The sequence below is a fragment of the Collimonas sp. OK242 genome (genome assembly GCF_900107095.1).
Classification (GTDB): domain Bacteria; phylum Pseudomonadota; class Gammaproteobacteria; order Burkholderiales; family Burkholderiaceae_D; genus Collimonas.
Genome location: NZ_FNOR01000022.1, coordinates 40,155 through 57,411 on the forward strand (window position 1 = coordinate 40,155; position 17,257 = coordinate 57,411).

The 17,257-nt window shown below is 57.7% G+C and carries 15 protein-coding genes and 1 tRNA gene; 9 read left to right on the forward strand and 7 right to left on the reverse strand.

Annotation, left to right across the window (positions count from 1 at the left end):
* The first annotated feature begins 9 nt into the window (after positions 1 to 9).
* Positions 10 to 447: an alternative ribosome rescue aminoacyl-tRNA hydrolase ArfB gene (arfB, locus tag BLV81_RS20735; protein WP_218134298.1), complete on the forward strand. Its 438-nt coding sequence runs from the start codon at positions 10 to 12 to the stop codon at positions 445 to 447.
* Positions 448 to 493: 46 nt separating this feature from the next.
* On the opposite strand, the gene BLV81_RS20740 is transcribed toward arfB, so the two are convergent.
* Complete coding sequence (locus BLV81_RS20740; RefSeq protein WP_092359798.1) at positions 494 to 1,630, reverse strand: metallophosphoesterase; 1,137 nt, start codon at positions 1,628 to 1,630, stop codon at positions 494 to 496.
* 243 nt (positions 1,631 to 1,873) lie between these two features.
* Between BLV81_RS20740 and BLV81_RS20745 the strand changes: the two genes are divergently transcribed.
* Positions 1,874 to 4,204 carry a patatin-like phospholipase family protein gene (locus BLV81_RS20745; protein WP_092359800.1) on the forward strand — a complete coding sequence of 777 codons (2,331 nt, stop codon included), beginning with the start codon at positions 1,874 to 1,876 and terminating at the stop codon, positions 4,202 to 4,204.
* A 45-nt stretch (positions 4,205 to 4,249) separates the two neighbouring features.
* On the opposite strand, the gene BLV81_RS20750 is transcribed toward BLV81_RS20745, so the two are convergent.
* The 3 genes from BLV81_RS20750 to BLV81_RS20760 all read right to left on the reverse strand — a co-directional run bounded on the left by BLV81_RS20750 (position 4,250) and on the right by BLV81_RS20760 (position 6,808).
* The gene (locus BLV81_RS20750; RefSeq protein ID WP_092359802.1) at positions 4,250 to 5,050 is read right to left on the reverse strand and encodes an alpha/beta hydrolase; all 801 of its coding nucleotides are present in this window, start codon (positions 5,048 to 5,050) and stop codon (positions 4,250 to 4,252) included.
* The gene (locus BLV81_RS20755; protein ID WP_092359804.1) at positions 5,047 to 6,339 is read right to left on the reverse strand and encodes an MASE1 domain-containing protein; all 1,293 of its coding nucleotides are present in this window, start codon (positions 6,337 to 6,339) and stop codon (positions 5,047 to 5,049) included. The genes BLV81_RS20750 and BLV81_RS20755 overlap by 4 nt, the downstream gene beginning before the upstream one ends.
* A gap of 384 nt (positions 6,340 to 6,723) precedes the next feature.
* A tRNA-Leu gene (locus BLV81_RS20760) sits at positions 6,724 to 6,808 on the reverse strand.
* 145 nt (positions 6,809 to 6,953) lie between these two features.
* Between BLV81_RS20760 and rnr the strand changes: the two genes are divergently transcribed.
* From rnr to BLV81_RS20780, 4 genes are all read left to right on the forward strand, one after another.
* Positions 6,954 to 9,413 carry a ribonuclease R gene (rnr, locus tag BLV81_RS20765; protein ID WP_092359805.1) on the forward strand — a complete coding sequence of 820 codons (2,460 nt, stop codon included), beginning with the start codon at positions 6,954 to 6,956 and terminating at the stop codon, positions 9,411 to 9,413.
* 55 nt (positions 9,414 to 9,468) lie between these two features.
* Positions 9,469 to 10,212 (forward strand): 23S rRNA (guanosine(2251)-2'-O)-methyltransferase RlmB, encoded by a 744-nt coding sequence (gene rlmB / locus BLV81_RS20770; protein WP_061540435.1) that lies wholly within the window; start codon positions 9,469 to 9,471, stop codon positions 10,210 to 10,212.
* A 183-nt stretch (positions 10,213 to 10,395) separates the two neighbouring features.
* Positions 10,396 to 11,145 (forward strand): serine O-acetyltransferase, encoded by a 750-nt coding sequence (cysE, locus tag BLV81_RS20775; RefSeq protein WP_092359807.1) that lies wholly within the window; start codon positions 10,396 to 10,398, stop codon positions 11,143 to 11,145.
* 30 nt (positions 11,146 to 11,175) lie between these two features.
* Positions 11,176 to 11,910 carry a YceH family protein gene (locus BLV81_RS20780; protein ID WP_255365397.1) on the forward strand — a complete coding sequence of 245 codons (735 nt, stop codon included), beginning with the start codon at positions 11,176 to 11,178 and terminating at the stop codon, positions 11,908 to 11,910.
* A gap of 16 nt (positions 11,911 to 11,926) precedes the next feature.
* Here the strand turns inward: BLV81_RS20780 and BLV81_RS20785 are convergent, their stop codons facing one another.
* From BLV81_RS20785 to BLV81_RS20795, 3 genes are read right to left on the reverse strand one after another with little or no spacing between them, the layout of a single operon-like run.
* Positions 11,927 to 12,718: a UDP-2,3-diacylglucosamine diphosphatase gene (locus BLV81_RS20785; RefSeq protein ID WP_092359809.1), complete on the reverse strand. Its 792-nt coding sequence runs from the start codon at positions 12,716 to 12,718 to the stop codon at positions 11,927 to 11,929.
* A 45-nt stretch (positions 12,719 to 12,763) separates the two neighbouring features.
* A complete protein-coding gene (locus tag BLV81_RS20790; RefSeq protein WP_092359811.1) occupies positions 12,764 to 13,255 on the reverse strand; it encodes a peptidylprolyl isomerase in 492 nt (163 codons plus the stop codon).
* Between the two features lie 54 nt (positions 13,256 to 13,309).
* The gene (locus tag BLV81_RS20795) at positions 13,310 to 13,912 is read right to left on the reverse strand and encodes a peptidylprolyl isomerase (RefSeq protein WP_092359813.1); all 603 of its coding nucleotides are present in this window, start codon (positions 13,910 to 13,912) and stop codon (positions 13,310 to 13,312) included.
* Between the two features lie 227 nt (positions 13,913 to 14,139).
* Here BLV81_RS20795 and cysS point away from each other — a divergent pair, with 227 nt between their 5' ends.
* From cysS to BLV81_RS20810, 3 genes are all read left to right on the forward strand, one after another.
* Positions 14,140 to 15,561: a cysteine--tRNA ligase gene (cysS, locus tag BLV81_RS20800; RefSeq protein WP_092359814.1), complete on the forward strand. Its 1,422-nt coding sequence runs from the start codon at positions 14,140 to 14,142 to the stop codon at positions 15,559 to 15,561.
* 4 nt (positions 15,562 to 15,565) lie between these two features.
* A complete protein-coding gene (locus tag BLV81_RS20805) occupies positions 15,566 to 16,216 on the forward strand; it encodes a DNA-3-methyladenine glycosylase family protein (protein ID WP_092359816.1) in 651 nt (216 codons plus the stop codon).
* Positions 16,217 to 16,280: 64 nt separating this feature from the next.
* Positions 16,281 to 17,255, forward strand: a complete 975-nt coding sequence (locus tag BLV81_RS20810; protein WP_092359818.1) for an acetyl-CoA carboxylase carboxyltransferase subunit alpha — start codon at positions 16,281 to 16,283, stop codon at positions 17,253 to 17,255.
* Positions 17,256 to 17,257: the final 2 nt, after the last annotated feature.

A 17,257-nucleotide genomic window follows, 5' to 3' on the forward strand; every position in this document is an offset into this window, starting at 1 on the left:
ATATCGCGCATGTTTACACGTAACGATGACAAGCTGCTGCACATCACCGATTCACTCGCCATTGCGCTGAGCGAGATTGAGATAAGCGCCGTCCGCGCCCAAGGCCCGGGCGGCCAGAATGTCAACAAAGTCTCGTCGGCGATACATCTGCGGTTTGACATCCGCGCATCGTCGCTGTCGGATTTCTACAAGGAAAAGCTGCTGGCGTTGAACGATCAGCGCATTACCAAGGATGGCGTGCTGATCCTCAAGGCGCAACAATCGCGCAGCCAGGAAAAGAACAAGAGCGAAGCCTTGCTGCGCTTGCAGGAATTATTGCTCAGTGTGACCGTGATTCCCAAGAAGCGGCGGCCAACGGCGCCCAGCCGGAGCGCAAAATTAAAGCGCGTCGATAGCAAGACACGGCGCGGTAAAGACAAGGCCATGCGCGGCAAGGTCATTCTCTGAAAAAGCCGGCGATCCGGATTCAGGACAGGCATGCGCGGCGCCAGGGTTACGCAGGCACCAGCCGCAAGCGCGTGATTTCCGAAGGCGCAAACAAGCGTTTTGGCGGCCCCCAATAACCGGTGCCGCGGCTGGTATACACCCATAAATTGCGCAAGCGCCGCAGGCCCGCTGTATATGGCTGCTGCAATGGTACGAAAAAATTCCAGGGAAAGAACTGACCGCCGTGCGTATGGCCGGATAGCTGCAGGTCGAAACCGGCGTCGGCTGCCGCCGCGGCTGAGCGCGGTTGATGGGCAAGCAGCAGTTTCAGCGCTACCTGCTGCGGACCGCCGGCCAGTGCCGCATGCGGATCGCTGCGCTGGGATTCGTCAAAATGATGGGCGCTATAGTCGGTGACGCCGGCCACCAGCAGCGATGTACCTTGATGGTCTATGACTACGTGCTGATTCATGAGCACGGTTAGTCCAAGTCTGCGCACCTCTGCCACCCATTCCGGCGCGTTCGAATAATATTCGTGATTGCCGGTAACGAAATAGGCGCCGTGACGGGAGCGCAGCTTGGCCAGTGGCGCAGTGTGTACGGCCAGCTGCTGCACGCTGCCGTCGACCAGATCGCCGGTGACCGCGATCAAGTCGGGCTTTAGGGTGTTGACCTTGTTGACGATAGCGTCCAGATAATTATGTTTGATAGTCGGGCCGACATGGATGTCGCTGATCTGCACGATGCTGTAGCCGTGCAGGGCAGCGGGCAAACCATCGATCGGGACATCGACGTCGACCACCGCAGCCAGGCGGCGTGCATTGAAAAAGCCGATGGCGGTCGTCACGGCGGTCAGCAGCAGCACCGCCACCGCGCTCCAGAGCGGGAATTGATCTTGGTTCGGCGCGAACCAAGGCGACAGCCACAGGCACAGCTCACGCAACAAGGTCGCCAGCAATAGCGATGAGAATACCCCCATGGCCAGCATGCCGGCCCATGCCAGGCGATCAGACAGGGGCTGGCGCCGGATAACGCGGGCCAGCAGGCCGGCAGGAATCAGCAAGAACGACAGCAGCAGCCAACTGCCCAGCAGGATTGACAAGAATGGGACGGCCGACAGCGCCGGCATCAGGAGCCAAGCGATAAGCGCATGCAATACGCCCAGCAAAAACAGTACAAGCACGATGGCAAAGCGCGAGGGCATGGAGATACCTGTGAGGAGAATGAGTGAGGTAAATAAGTGAGGCAAATGAATGAGGCGCCATGCACTGTCCGGTGCTTGCGCTGTTTACCCATATTAGGGCGCGCAGGCCAGCTTCAATAGCCGCGCGCTCACATAAAGCTGCGATGGCATAGGGTGTATTGAGGAAACTGTGGGCTTATTCAAATATAATCAGATGGTTTTTTGTTTAACACTCTCCCAACATCAGGTGCTTTCCCGTAAGTTATGGCTCTTCCGAAGCGAAATAATGTAATTTCCCGCCTGTTGCGCGGTGTATGTATTTACCTGGGGTGCCTGCTGTTGAATCTGGCGCATGCGGGGCCGCTATCAGCCGCGCCGGAAGCCGCTGTCGACGTCAAAAGCGCAAATTCGACCCGGCCGCGTATCGGCCTGGTGCTGTCTGGCGGCGGCGCGCGCGGCTACGCTCATCTGGGCGTGTTGCAAGCGCTGGAAAAAATGCACATTCCTATCGATTATGTTGCGGCAACCAGCATGGGAGCGGTGGTCGGCGGCTTGTACGCGAGCGGGCTGTCGGTGGAGGAATTGGACCGCATCCTGACCGAGACCAACCTGAGCGATATCGCCTTTGACCGCAATGAGCGAGCGGAGCTGCCGCAATCTCAGCGCGAGGATGATTTCCAATACCCTATCGGCTTGTCGGCCGGTTACGGCGAGGACAAGCTGAAACTGCCATCCGGTCTGGTACAGGGCAACAATCTGCTGCTGTTATTGCAGGACTGGACTCCGCAATTGCCTGCAAATATTTCTTTTGACAAGTTACCGACACCTTTCCGTGCAGTGGCCACCGATCTGGGCAGCGGCGCCGAGGTGATTCTGAGCCATGGCTCGCTGCCGCGCGCGATTCGCGCCAGCATGGCGGTGCCAGGACTGTTCGCGCCGCTCAAGCTGGATGGCAGGACCTTGGTGGACGGCGGCCTGGTAAGCAACCTGCCGGTATCGCTGGCGCGCAGCATGGGGGCCGACATCATCATCGCGGTAAATATCGCAACCGATCTGGCGGATCCTTCTACCCTCGATTCGCCGACCGCGGTGGCGCAACAGATGGTGACTATCCTGATTCACCAAAACGTCAAGCAACAGATCGACTCGCTCAAGAAAGGCGATGTGTTGATAGAACCGGAGCTGGGCGACCTGTCATTTGCCGATTTTTCGCGCGGCAAGGACGGCGTCAAGGCTGGCTACCAGGCAACGGAGCGCCAGCGTGCCAAACTCGCAGCGCTGGCGTTGCCGCCACAGCAGTGGAAAGAATATCTGGCTGCGCGTAGCGGCGGCCCGGTGCTGGCGCAGGAAACCCGGATTGACGCAATTGAAATCAAGAGCAACGGCCGGGTGCCGGCAGCGGTAGTGCGCCGCGCGCTGGACGTCAAGGAAGGCGATTTCTACAACCCGGTCGCGCTCAATAAAGATGTGGCGCGCCTGGCGACCAACGGCGATTTCAAAAGCGTGACGCAAGAGCTGGTGACAGAGAATGGCCGCAATGTGCTGAAAGTCGATGCCGACGATAAATCCTGGGGGCCGCATTTCCTGTTGTTCGGCCTGGGTATGTCGAATAATTTCGACGGCCGCGGCGACTTCAATTTGCAAATCGGCCATCGTTTGCCGTGGATTACCGAAAGCGGCCTGGAATGGCGCAACGATGTGGTTCTGGGTAGCAATCGAGGGAGCTTGCATACCGAATTGCGGCAGCCGGTCTGGGGCCAGGTCGGCTTATATGTGGCGCCTTACGCAGAATTTGGGCGCCGTCATATTGATGTCTACTCCGACAAGGATGCCACTTCGTCTACAATTCCTGTTACTGCCTACCGGATCGATACCACCAAGGTCGGCGTTGACCTGGGTGTCCCGCTTGGCCGCCTCGGAGAATTCCGGGCAGGGATTAATTACCAGTGGCTGGTAGCCAAACCTTCATACAATATCCCCGTCAGCGATCAGGAGGCCGATGGAATATTTCAGTCATTCCGTATAAAGCAGCCGGTATTCCGTGCCCAGCTCACCATCGATCAACTTGACGATCCGTTGTACCCGCGCAAAGGTTACTACCTTTCCGCCATCAGCAACGTGGCCTTCGGCGGTGCCGCCAACAGCTACAGCGACGCGCAAGGCAAGGCGCTGTGGGCGATCAGCCGTGGCGGCAATACGCTTAACCTGGCGCTGGAAGCCGCCGGCACCTATGGCAACGAAGCGAATGATGTCAGCGGCAACGGCGGGCTCGGATTTTCTCTGGGAGGATTTCAGCATTTATCGGCGTATGCCCCGGACCAATTTAACGGCAATTACCTGCTATATAGCCGCCTGACTTATCTGCACGAGATGCCGGGCCTGGATTTGCCTGGACTACGTAATACGGTGCTGGGCAGCAGCCTGGAAGTAGGCGACGTCTGGCAGACCCGCACCGCCTTTGGTACCGGTCCATACAAGAAAAGCGCCAGCATGTTTTTAGGCGGGAGCAGCTTCCTCGGGCCCTTGTATTTTGGCCTGGCCCTTGCGCCGCGCGGGATCTGGAACGTGTATTTGCAATTGGGCCGGGTATTTTAAAATGACCGGTGCCGGCGGTGCTCTATAGGGGCATCCAGATAAGTATCAAGTCTGGCCGCAGCCGCGTACCCGCCGTGGCGGCGCTGGCGGGTAACCGAAAAATTCCAGCACGCTGTTGATCACTTGTTCCCGGTCATTGTCGACGCAAATCATGTGGTAGCTGTTTTCCAGCACCACCACGCGCACATCCGGCAACGCCGCATGCAGGAACTCGGCCGATTTCAGGCTGGTCAGTTCATCTTCGCGCGCATGGACAACCAAAGTCGGGCAAGCAATCCTGTGGGCGTCGGCCAGGACTTTCTTGCGTAAGCGGTCGACCTGGCGTATGCAGGCCAGCGGCACCCAGCGATAGTGGAAATTATCGCCACGCGCGAATTTGGCCTTGACGATGGCGCGCACCGTGGCATTCTTGATGCCGAACGGCTCGTCTTCTTCGACCTTCATCCGGTCTGCCATGCCGGGTATCCAGTACACCAGATGCCGCAGCTGGCGATACCAGGGAGTAGACCAGCCATCGATAAAGACCGGCGGCGCCAAGGTCACCAATTTGCCTTTGTCATGCTGGACACGCGCGCACAGTGCCAGCGCCAGCAACGAGCCCAGGCACATGCCCATCACATGGAAAGTGTCATACTGCGGCGCCAGTTCGCGGTAGCTGGCGGTGACGCTATCGAGCCAGTCCTCATAGCTTACCGTCACCAGATCCTCGGGCTGGCCGCCGTGGCCGGGCAGGGTAACCGCGTGGGTTTCCACGCCGGCACGCTGCAGCACTTTGTGCATCGAGCCGAGATCGAACTGGGTGCCGCCCAAGCCATGGATCAGCAAGGCGCCGGTACGAACACTCATGTCCGGCCCCGTTGCTGCGCATCCTCCCTGAGATTGAGGCGCCAGGCGCCAGCCACCATGGCGACCGATTCGTCGGCGTCGAGCAACACTGCACTCGTGTCGGTCACATGGCTTACTTCTCCAGCTGGCAGCAGCAGGCGGAAACTCAGGTCAGGCCGGGCATCATCGTCGGTGTCGTCGAGCCAGCGGCTGCGCAGCGGCTGGCGATCGTCCGGATGGACATGTGCCAGAACCTGGTCGAGATCGCTGAAGGCGGTGTTGCTTACGCCGAGCAATCCCTGCAGATCGCCGCTCCAGCACAGTTTTTTGCTGTGCGGGTCTATGTTGTAGACCAGTTGCTTGCTGGCCACCAGAGCTAGCTCAACGTCGTTTTTCCACTGCGCGGCATCTTCATGCAGTTGCTCGCGGGTCGTCTTGAGGGCGCTGATCAGCAGACAAAGCAGGGCGGCGACGGCAAGATAGAGCTGGGCTTCCAGCAGCGAATGTTTGGAATAGGTGTCCGCAAGGGCGGCAAACGGCCCTTCGCCCTGGACTGTGTTCAACAAGGCAAAAAAAGCCAGCATGGCGACGGCCAGCGAGCCGCCTCGGCCGCCCCACAGCAGGGTCACAACTGCTGCGAAAAACAGCGGTACGTAAGTCAGCGCAAAATTGACGCCGGCAGAAAAATTGCTGATGCCATGACCGTCGAAGATGATATAAGCAGTCGCTCCCAAGGCGACGAAGGCCGCCAGGCCGAGCAGAAAGTCGCTGCGATCCATGCCGCCCGAACGCATCGCGTGGAAGTGCGACCAGCCTGCCAGCATAGGTGTGACGATCAGTATGCCGACCAGGTCGGATGCGGCCCAGATGCGCGCAGTCGGCCAGAACGGCACCTGCTGCACCAGCAAGTACCAGGCTGCGCCGATGGCCGCGCTGATGGCGCTGCAGGCGACGCCCGCGATCAACAGGCCGCGCACGAAATGCAAGCCTTCCATCGGCAATCGGAGCATGCGCACCAGCGCCACCACGATGGCAGCGACGCCGATTTCGTCGAGCGCAAATAGTGCAACCCGTAGCAGATTGCGGTCTTCGATCCAGCCCAGAAGCAATTGCGCCAGCACGAAGCCGATAGCCACAGGCAGCCAGCGTGCGGTGCGGGTCAGCATGAATGCCGCCACGGTGACGCCGGCCGGCAGCCAGATATAGCCGGTCGCCGCAATCGGACCATTGAGCTGATGCGACATATAGCCGGTGGCCAGGTAGAGCAAACCCCACAGCAATGCTATGACAGATCGGTTGGTCAGTTTCACACTCAATATCCTTATGGCGTTGGCGCCCGCGTCATCCTGAAAGCGGTGATTATGGCGTCGCTCATTATATGGTGAATCTGGAAAGAATTTGGCTATCGGCAAGATTCGCGGCTTGCTTGCCGGCGTTCGCCGGTGATGGAGGCGAGCCAAGCCGGGCCGATGGCAGACGGGGCCTCGCTGCTTCTGGATTATTGCAATTTGCTGATATCATGCATCGTGCTTAAGCCGAATGCGCCAGAAATGGCGAACCCGTGATGCCGGTACATTGTTTTCAACACTGTTATGGGTGTTAATCCTGATATCCACTGCGCATCCCGATTAACTCGGCAATGCTGGGAATTTTGCGGAGAGCTAGACCCCGGAAAGGGTCTAGTCTATGGTATATGGTGCCCACGGAGGGACTCGAACCCCCACACCTTGCGGCACATGGACCTGAACCATGCGCGTCTACCAATTCCGCCACGTGGGCTTGAGAGAGCGAGATTATAAGCTAACCTGAAAATAAGTCAACTCCGCCATAACGATATGAAGATATAAATTGCTTGGTTAGGAGAATGTCTTAATCCTCCGTTACACTAAGCCTTGATGAATAACAACCTGTTGAAAATAGCCTTTTGAGCCAATATTCCTACACCATCCCCAGCCGGGAGGAAATTCTCGGCCTTCTGCGCACCTCTTCCGAGGCGCAAAACGCCGCCGCTCTAGCCGCCGCGCTTAATGTCAAACCCGATGAAATGGATGGTTTGACGCGCCGCCTGAATGCCATGGAACGCGACGGACAAATCAAGCCCGACCGCAGCGGCATCTACAAACTGACCAACTCGCCCGGCTTTATCGAGGGGCGCGTCAGTAGCCATCGCGACGGTTTCGGCTTCCTGATCCCGGACGAGGGCGGCGATGATGTTTTCCTGCCTGAAAAGGAAATGCAGAAAGTGCTGCATGGCGACCGGGTGCAGGCGCGTATCGTCGGCACCGACCGCCGCGGCCGCCCTGAGGGAACGATTGTCGAGGTGGTATCGCGCGCGAATACCCATGTGATCGGCCGTTTGCTCAATGAGAACGGGGTCTGGGTGATCGCTCCCGAAGACAAGCGTATCGGCCAGGACATCATCCTGGCCGGTTCGCCGGGCAAGGCCAAGGCCGGGCAAGTAGTGAGCGTCCAGCTGACCGAGCAACCCTCGCGTTTTACCCAGCCGGTCGGCAAGATTGTCGAAATCCTGGGTGACATTGACGATCCGGGCATGGAAATCGAAATTGCGGTGCGCAAATACGGCGTGCCGCATGAGTTTTCCGAGGCAGCCAAGAAACTGGCTGCCAAGCTGCCGGGTGAAGTACGTGCCGCCGATCTGGCCGACCGCGTCGATTTGCGCGACGTGCCGCTGGTAACGATCGACGGCGAAGACGCCCGCGATTTCGACGATGCCGTCTATTGCGAACCGGTCAAGATCGGCCGCGCCAACGGTTACCGGCTGATTGTGGCGATTGCCGACGTCAGCCATTACGTCAAACCTAACGATGCGCTGGATGTCGACGCGCTGGAACGCAGCACTTCGGTATATTTCCCGCGCCGTGTGATTCCGATGTTGCCGGAGAAACTATCCAATGGCCTGTGTTCGCTCAATCCCGACGTCGACCGCCTGACGTTGGTGTGCGATGCGGTGATCAGCGCCAAGGGCGAAATCAAGGCTTACCAGTTCTATCCCGCTGTGATTCATTCGGCGGCACGCCTGACGTACACCGAAGTGGCGGCCATCCTGGGCAATACCAAGGGCCCGGAAGCAGCCAAGCGTCCCGAGCTGGTGCCGCATCTGCTGCATTTGTATGAAGTCTTTCATGCATTGCTGCAAGCACGCCATGCGCGCGGCGCTATCGATTTTGAAACCACCGAGACCTACATCGTCTGCAATGCCGCCGGCAAGATAGAAAAAATCCTGCCGCGCACCCGCAACGATGCGCACCGGGTGATTGAAGAATGCATGCTGGCGGCCAACGTCTGCGCCGCCGACCTGATGGAGCGTCACAAGCATCCGGGCCTGTTCCGTATCCATGCGCAGCCGACCAAGGAAAAGCTGGCGATACTGCGCACCTTCCTGAAACAGGTCGGCCTGACGCTGGCTGGCGGCGATACGCCCTCGGCCTCCGATTATGCCGAGCTGATGCCGAAGATCAAGGCGCGGCCGGATGCCTTGCTGTTGCAAACCATGCTGCTGCGCTCCATGCAGCAGGCGGTCTACAACCCGGAAAATATCGGCCACTTCGGTTTATCGTATGAATCGTATGCGCATTTCACCAGCCCGATCCGGCGCTATCCCGATTTGCTCACGCACCGGACCATCAAGGCCATCCTGCAAGGTAAGCGCTATGATCCCAGGGGCCTGGACACCAGCGCGCTGAACACCATGCTGTCGCCGGCCGGCCGCAAGAAACAGGCGGAAGACAAAGCGGCGGGCAAGAAGAAAAACGAAGGCAGCCTGGCCATCTGGGAAGCGCTCGGCGTGCACTGTTCCGCCAATGAGCGGCGCGCCGACGAGGCTTCGCGCGATGTCGAAGCGTGGCTCAAGTGTTATTTCATCCGCGACAAGCTGGGCGAAGAGTTCACCGGCGTGATTTCCGGCGTCGCCACCTTCGGTATTTTTGTCCAGCTCGATGCCTTGTACATCGAAGGACTGGTGCATGTCACCGAGCTTGGCGCGGATTATTTCCAGTACGACGAAGCGCGCCACGAATTGCGCGGCGAACGTACCGGCATCCGTTATCAGTTGACCGACCGGGTAACGGTGCAGGTGAGCCGGGTTGACCTGGATGCCCGCAAGATCGATCTGCGCCTGGTCAACGAGCCGGGTATCAAGACCGTACTCAAGAATGAAGCACGGCGTGCCGACAATGAGCAAGCGCGCAGCGCCAAACCCGGGGCCAAAGCGGCGCCGCCCAAGAAAACCGGCGGCGTCACCACTGCGGCCAGGACCACCAGCCCGAGCAAGGTGAGCAAAGCCAAGAAGGCCAAGACGGCAATCGTTCCTGAAAAGGCGCGTGCACCAAAGGCTTTTACGAAATCCAGTAAGCGTAAAAGATAGTCTTGTAAAAGATGGACCTTGTAATAGATAGAAGATAGACCCTGATAGATAGAATATGAAAAGTAAAATGATTTTCGGCTTTCACGCCGTCACCGCGCGTTTGCGTCACGAAGCATCGTCGGTGGAAGAGATTTATGTGGACGCCGGGCGCGTCGATCGCCGCATGCAAGAACTGCTGAATGCCGCCAAAGCGGTTGGCGTACGTGTGATCCCGGTGGACGATGCGCGTTTGTCGAATATCGTCGGCACGCGCCGCCATCAAGGCGTGGTAGCAAAAGCCGGCGAGTTGTCGCTGGCGCGTAACCTGGACGAATTGCTGGACGCGATTGTCGGTCCGCCCTTGTTGCTGGTTCTCGATGGCATCACCGATCCGCACAACCTGGGCGCCTGCCTGCGGGTGGCAGACGGCGCCGGCGCGCATGCCGTGATTGCACCGAAAGACCGCGCGGTCGGCTTGAATGCCACCGCCGCCAAGGTCGCCAGCGGCGCTGCGGAAACCGTCCCCTACATTACCGTGACCAATCTGGCGCGTACCTTGCGCGAGCTGAAAGAACGCGAAATCTGGCTGATCGGCACCAGCGAAGACGGTGAGAAAGGCTTGTATGAAGCCGATTTTTCCGGCCCTGCAGCCCTGGTCATGGGTTCCGAAGGCGAAGGCATGCGCCGCCTCACGCGCGAAACCTGCGATGTGCTGGTCAACGTGCCGATGTTCGGCTCAGTCGAAAGCCTGAATGTGTCGGTAGCGTCCGGCGTCTGCCTGTATGAAGCCCGCCGTCAACGCATGGTAAAGGGTTGTTGATTGCATTCCGCCTTACCCATTCTGAATCTCGCCGCCGGTTTGCCATGAATCGCGGCAATTCAGAATTTTCCCGTCCAGTCTGAGACCGGCTTGCCGGTCGCCCGAACCGCCGGACTTTCGCCGCAAAAGACGGCGGGCGTAATTTGGAATACCATTACGCCTCCGCATTCATCCGACATTCCTATGTTCAGCCGCATTCGTGAAGACATTGCCAACATCATGGCGCGTGACCCCGCCGCTCGCACCCAGTGGGAAGTACTGACCTGCTACCCGGGCTTGCATGCCATCATCCTGCATCGCTGGGCGCATCATTGCTGGCATAACGGCTTCAAATGGCCGGGACGTTTTATTTCGCAGATTGCCCGTACTTTGACCGGCATCGAAATCCATCCCGGCGCAACCATAGGCCGGCGCGTGTTCATCGATCACGGTTTTGGCGTGGTGATCGGCGAGACCGCCGAAGTCGGCGATGATTGCACCATTTACCAAGGCGTAACTCTGGGCGGGACCTCCCTGAACAAGGGCGCCAAACGCCATCCAACCCTGGCGCGCGGGGCGATCATCGGCGCCGGCGCCAAGGTGCTGGGCGGCTTCACTGTCGGCGAGGGCGCCAAGATCGGTTCCAATGCGGTAGTGGTCAAGGAAGTGCCGCCGGGAGCGACTGCGGTAGGTAATCCGGCGCGCATCGTCTTGAAAGAAAGCAACAGCGGCAAGGATGAAGCTGCGGCCCGCATGTTTGCCGCCTATGGCGTCACGCCCAACGGCGATGATCCTCTGTCCAAGGCTTTGCATGGCTTGATCGACAACGCCGCAGCGCAAGAACATCAGATTGACCGCATCATTGCATTGTTGAAGAAGTCGGGTATCGCGTGCGAGAGCTTGCCCGAGCTCGAGAAATTCGACCCGGATCAGCTGAATAAGCTGGTTGAATAAGCTGGTGGCGGTGTGTCAGGAGAAAGTGCGATGAATCAAGAAGTAGATGGTATTGCGGCCGCTGGCAGTGATGGCGAGCCGGCAGCGGATTCGGCCCGCGCCGATGAATTTCTCGATCAGTTCGAAATTCGTGTGCTGGCGGTGCTTGCAGAAAAGGAAGCGCTGACGCCGGATAATTATCCCTTGTCCCTGAATACCCTGACCAATGGCTGCAACCAGCTGTCCAGTCGCGATCCGGTGATGGCGATCGCCGAGTCGACCGTGCTGGATGTCCTGCAGCGCCTGATGCGGCGCAAGCTGGTGGTGGAGGTGAACCAGGCCAGCGCCCGGGTAGCCAAATACGAACACCGGATGCGCGTCAAATGGCTGCTGGAGCAAGACAAGCTGGCGGTATTGACCACCTTGATGCTGCGCGGGATTCAGACCGCGGGAGAGTTGCGTAGCCGCAGCGGCAGGCTGCATGAGTTCACCTCTGTCGGCGAAGTTGAAGCGGCCTTGCAATTCCTGGTCGATAAGTATCCGCCATTGGTGGCGCGCCTGGCGAAAGCGCCCGGCACCAAGGAGTCGCGCTACGCCCATTTGCTGGCTGGCGAGGAGATATTGGAGCAGCAGGCAATGGCCGATGCGATGACCGGCAGCGCTTCAGTGGTGAAAAGCGGAAGCCAGGACCGGATCGCCCAGCTTGAAGAGGAAGTGCTTAGCCTGCGGCGGCAAATGGATGATTTGTCGGCGCAGTTTGCCGAGTTCAAGCGACAGTTCGACTAATTGCTCGACCTGCGGTTCAATCTGCGAGTTCCTGGCCGTCGTGGCCAAAGCGCCGAATCGCGCCATCCGCGTCAATCGCAATCCAGCCGCCTCTTTGCGCCTTGACGTCATACTCCCAATCCGGCAACACGTAGCGCGTACGGGCGGTCGCGCCGTCACCGGAGTGGTGGCGTGCCGGCCTGTGGGTGTGGCCGTGAATCAGGGTGGTGGTAGCGGTAGTGTCAAACAAGGCGGTCACCGCCGCCGGATTGACGTCCATGATTTCCATGGATTTGTGACGCTGTTCTTCCTGGCTTTCCTTGCGTACGCCGGCAATGATTGCCTTGCGCTGCGCCAGCGGCAGCGCCAGAAATTGCGCCTGCCATTGCGGCTGGCGTACCTGCGCGCGAAACTCCATGTAGGCAAGATCGTCGGTACATTGCGCATCGCCGTGTGCGATGGCCAGACGGCGGCCCCCCACGGTGATCACCGACGGGTCAGGCAGCATGGTCAGGCCGGCCGCTTGCGCGAAGCCTTCGCCGGCCAGGAAATCGCGATTGCCGGCGATCCAGAAAACTTGTACGCCGCTCTCGCTGACTTGCCGGATCGCCTCGGCAATTTCACGGTTATACGGCGTTTCCAGATCGTCGTCGCCAGCCCAGTACTCGAACAAGTCGCCCAGCAGATACAGTTGCTGCACCCGCCTTGCCTGTTCCCGCAGAAAATCCAGGAAGGCTTGCGTAGTGCGCGGGTGCGCGGGCTGCAAATGCAGGTCGGAAATAAACAGCGCAACGGCGGCGCCGGGCTGGTTCGAGACTGAAGCTGTCATAGGATGCGCTAAAAGCAGGAGCTGAAAGAAGGAGCCAAACCCGGATTAAGCGACTACTTCGGCTTTTTCGATGATGACGTCATCCACCGGCACGTCGGCAAACATGCCGGTACGCGTGGTTTTTACGTTTTCGATCTGGTCGACGATATCGGTGCCTTCAACCACTTTGCCGAATACGCAGTAGCCCCAGCCGTCCTGGCCCGGATAGTCGAGGAAGCTATTGTTCTTGACGTTGATGAAAAATTGTGCGGACGCTGAGTGCGGCGCCGAAGTACGGGCCATCGCCAGTGTGTACGGCTCGTTCTTGAGGCCGTTCTTGGCTTCGTTTTCGACCGGATCGTTGGTCGGCTTTTGCTTCATGCCAGGTTCGAAGCCGCCGCCTTGGACCATGAAGCCAGGGATTACGCGGTGGAAAATAGTGCCGTTATAGTGGCCCGCATTGACATATGCCAGGAAATTTTCCACGCTCTTCGGCGCTTTTTCAGCGTCGAGTTCGATTTTGATCTTGCCGTGGTTGGTGGTGAGAAGGACAGCCATGGTATTTCCTATGAGATTGATGGAAGTTGAAAAATGGAGAAGTAAAAATCCGGTTTATTTGGTCACTGTAGCCGATTCGATGATAACCGGCGTAGTCGGCACGTCTTGATAAGCAGTCTTCACCTTCTTGATCTTGTCGACAACGTCAGTGCCCTTGATGACCTTGCCGAATACCGCGTAACCCCAGCCGTCGCGGCCTGGGTAGTTGAGGAATTCATTGTCGTTGACATTAATGAAAAATTGCGCGCCGGCCGACTGCGGGTCCGCGGTGCGCGCCATGGCAACACTGTATGGCACGTTCTTGAGGCCGTTCTTGGCTTCGTTTTCCACCTTGCTTGGCGCCGGCTTCTCGCGCATGTCCTTGGTCATGCCGCCGCCCTGGATCATGAAATTGTCGATGACGCGATGGAAAATGGTGCCGTTATAGTGGCCGCTGTTCACATAGCTCAAAAAATTCTTGACAGTCTTTGGCGCTTTTTCCGGATTCAGCTCGATGACGATGTCGCCCATATTGGTTTTCAACAAAACATGCGGCTGGTCGGCAGCGCCGGCAAACGATGGATTGCCTATGAGGCAAGCCGCTGCAAGTGTTGATGCAAGCGCCATTGCAAAGCTGCGGCGCGGCAAACGAAAAGTCAAGCGAAGAGGTGTTGGCATCAAAGTTCCTTCTTGTAAGTGGTACCGTTTTCGTATCTCATGTGCTGCATTTTCGGATTTCAGTAATGATATACTGCGGCGAAAAGCAACATTTTATCAAACTAAGCACTGCAAAAGAGTTTTGGCTATTCAGTTGTACCGATGTCTCGCACGGTAAGCGTGCAGGCGGATGGAGCGGCGTGCAATATTTCTGTGCTTTATTTCTGTGCCCTAAGCCGTAACTTCCCATGAACGACCTGAAAATATATAACACGCTGGCGCGTGAGAAGCAGCCGTTTTCTCCAATCGAACCAGGCAAGGTCCGCATGTACGTCTGCGGCATGACGGTCTACGACTATTGCCATCTTGGCCACGGACGGGTGATGGTGGTGTTCGATATGGTGCAGCGCTGGCTGCGCCAGTCGGGATTGGACGTTACTTACGTGCGCAATATCACCGACATCGATGACAAGATCATCAAGCGCGCCGTCGAGAATGGCGAAACGATCTCGCAGCTGACCGGCCGCTTCATTCAGGCCATGGATGAGGATGCGGCCGCGTTGGGCGTGCAAAAGCCGGATCATGAGCCGCGCGCGACGGCGTTCGTGCCGCAGATGCTGGCCCTGATCGAAAAGCTGGAGCATAAGGGCCTGGCATACCAGGGCGGCGACGGCGATGTGAACTATTCGGTACGCGATTTCGCCGGCTACGGTAAATTGTCGGGCAAGTCGCTCGACGATTTGCGCGCCGGCGAGCGCGTCGATGTCAATCTGGGCAAGCGCGATCCGCTCGACTTCGTCTTGTGGAAGGCCGCTAAAGAGAGCGAGCCGGAAGAAGTCAAATGGAACTCGCGCTGGGGTCATGGCCGGCCGGGCTGGCATATCGAATGTTCCGCCATGGCGGAACAATTGCTGGGCGAGCAGTTCGATATTCATGGCGGCGGCCAGGATTTGCAGTTTCCGCATCATGAAAATGAAATCGCGCAATCGGAAGGCGCGCATGGCCACCAGTTCGTCAATTACTGGATGCACAACGGCTTTGTGCGCATCGACAATGAAAAGATGTCCAAGTCTTTGGGAAATTTTTTCACGATTCGCGACGTCCTGAAAAAATATGATGCGGAAGTGGTGCGTTTCTTTATTCTACGGGCGCACTACCGTAGTCCTTTGAATTATGCCGATACGAATCTGGATGACGCCAAGAATGCGCTGACACGCTTGTATACAGCATTGAAAGAAGTGCCGGCCGACGCTGCGCCGCTGGACTGGAACGAGGCCCATGCCGAGCGCCTGGCGCAAGCCATGGATGACGATTTCAATACGCCTATGGCGATCTCGGCTTTGTTCGATCTGGCCAATGAAGTCAATAAGAAACGCTCGCCGGCAGCGGCGCGCCAACTCAAAAATCTAGCCGGCGTATTGGGACTGTTGCAGCGTACTCCTGAAGATTTCTTGAAAGGCCGGGCGCTCGCCGGTTACGATGTTGTCGGAAATGGCATTGCACAAGCGGCTTTGTCAGAGCAAGATATCCTACTCAAAATTCAAGCTCGTCAAGCAGCAAAAACAGCCAAGGATTTTTCTGCCGCAGACCAGATCCGCAAGGAACTGCAGGCCGATGGCATCTTGCTGGAAGATAAGCCCGGTGGTCAGACCGAATGGCGAAGGGCGTAACCGTATGCAAAAAACGATAGCTGTCGACACCCCTTTTTTTGTGCCTTCGTATTGGGAGGACGCCAAAGTTGAGTTGATGAAGCGTGACCGCATCATGCGTAAATTGATCCCGCAATTCGGCGACCTGCATCTGGTTGGCCGCGGCGAGGCGTTTACCACGCTGGCGCGTTCGGTAGTCGGCCAGCAGATTTCCGTCAAGGCAGCGGAATCTGTATGGCAAAAATTTCTGTTAGTCTGTCCTAAGACCACTCCCGCCCAAGTATTAAAAGCCGGTCCCGAACAACTTGCGGCTTGCGGTTTGTCTAAGCGTAAAGCAGACTATATTCTAGATCTGGCCGATCATTTCAAGGCGAAACGGGTCAATGCCGAACAGTGGCAGGAGATGGAAGACGAGGAAGTCATCGCGGATTTGACGCAAATTCGCGGCATCGGACGCTGGACAGCGGAGATGTTTTTGATATTTAATTTGCTCCGGCCCAATATTTTGCCTTTGGATGACCTGGGGTTGCTTAAAGGCATTAGTGTCAACTACTTTTCAGGAGAGCCGGTTTCGCGTAGCGATGCGCGCGAGGTATCTGCCAACTGGGAGCCGTGGCGCACCGTGGCGACCTGGTATCTATGGCGTAGCCTGGATGCGGTGTCTGCAGAGTATTAAGTCATTGCCCGATGGTGATTTTAAGTAATTTCATCGGCAGTGACAGTTTAATCAAGGGAGTAATATGAGTAAAACAACATTCCTCGGCTTCGAACAGCCGATTGCCGAGTTGGACGCCAAGATCGAAGAGCTGCGTTTTGTCCAGGATGACTCTGCGGTAGATATTTCGGAAGAAATTGAGCGCCTGTCGAAAAAAAGCCAGCAATTGACTAAGGATATCTACGCAAAACTGACTCCTTGGCAAGTTTCTCAGATTTCACGTCATCCGCAGCGCCCATACACCATGGATTATGTGAATGAAATATTCACCGACTTCCATGAGTTGCACGGCGATCGCACTTACGCCGACGACCAGTCGATAGTCGGCGGTCTGGCGCGCTTCAACGGCCAGGCTTGCATGGTGATCGGCCATCAAAAAGGGCGCGACACCAAAGAGCGCGCATTGCGTAATTTCGGCATGCCCAAACCGGAAGGTTATCGCAAGGCCCTGCGCCTGATGAAGGTGGCGGAAAAATTCGGCCTGCCGATCTTCACCTTTGTCGATACCCCGGGCGCGTTCCCGGGCATCGATGCGGAAGAGCGTGGGCAGTCGGAAGCGATCGGCCATAATTTGTACGCGATGGCGGAATTGAAAGTGCCGCTGATTGCTACCATCATCGGCGAAGGCGGCTCCGGCGGCGCCTTGGCGATTGCGGTCGGCGATGCAGTCCTGATGCTTCAGTACGCGACTTATTCGGTAATTTCGCCTGAAGGTTGTGCCTCGATCTTGTGGAAAACCGCTGAGCGCGCAGCCGACGCTGCCGATGCTCTGGGCCTGACCGCACATCGCTTGAAAGCAGTCGGCCTGATCGACAAGATCGTCAGCGAACCGCTGGGCGGCGCCCATCGCGATCCAAAGCAGATGGCTTCCCTGTTGAAGCGCGCATTGGCGGACACCTTGCGCCAGTTTCAAGGCGTCAAGACCAAGGATCTGTTGAATGCACGCCATGAAAAGCTGATGAGCTACGGTAAATTCAAGGAAGTGCTGGCTGCAGAATAGGC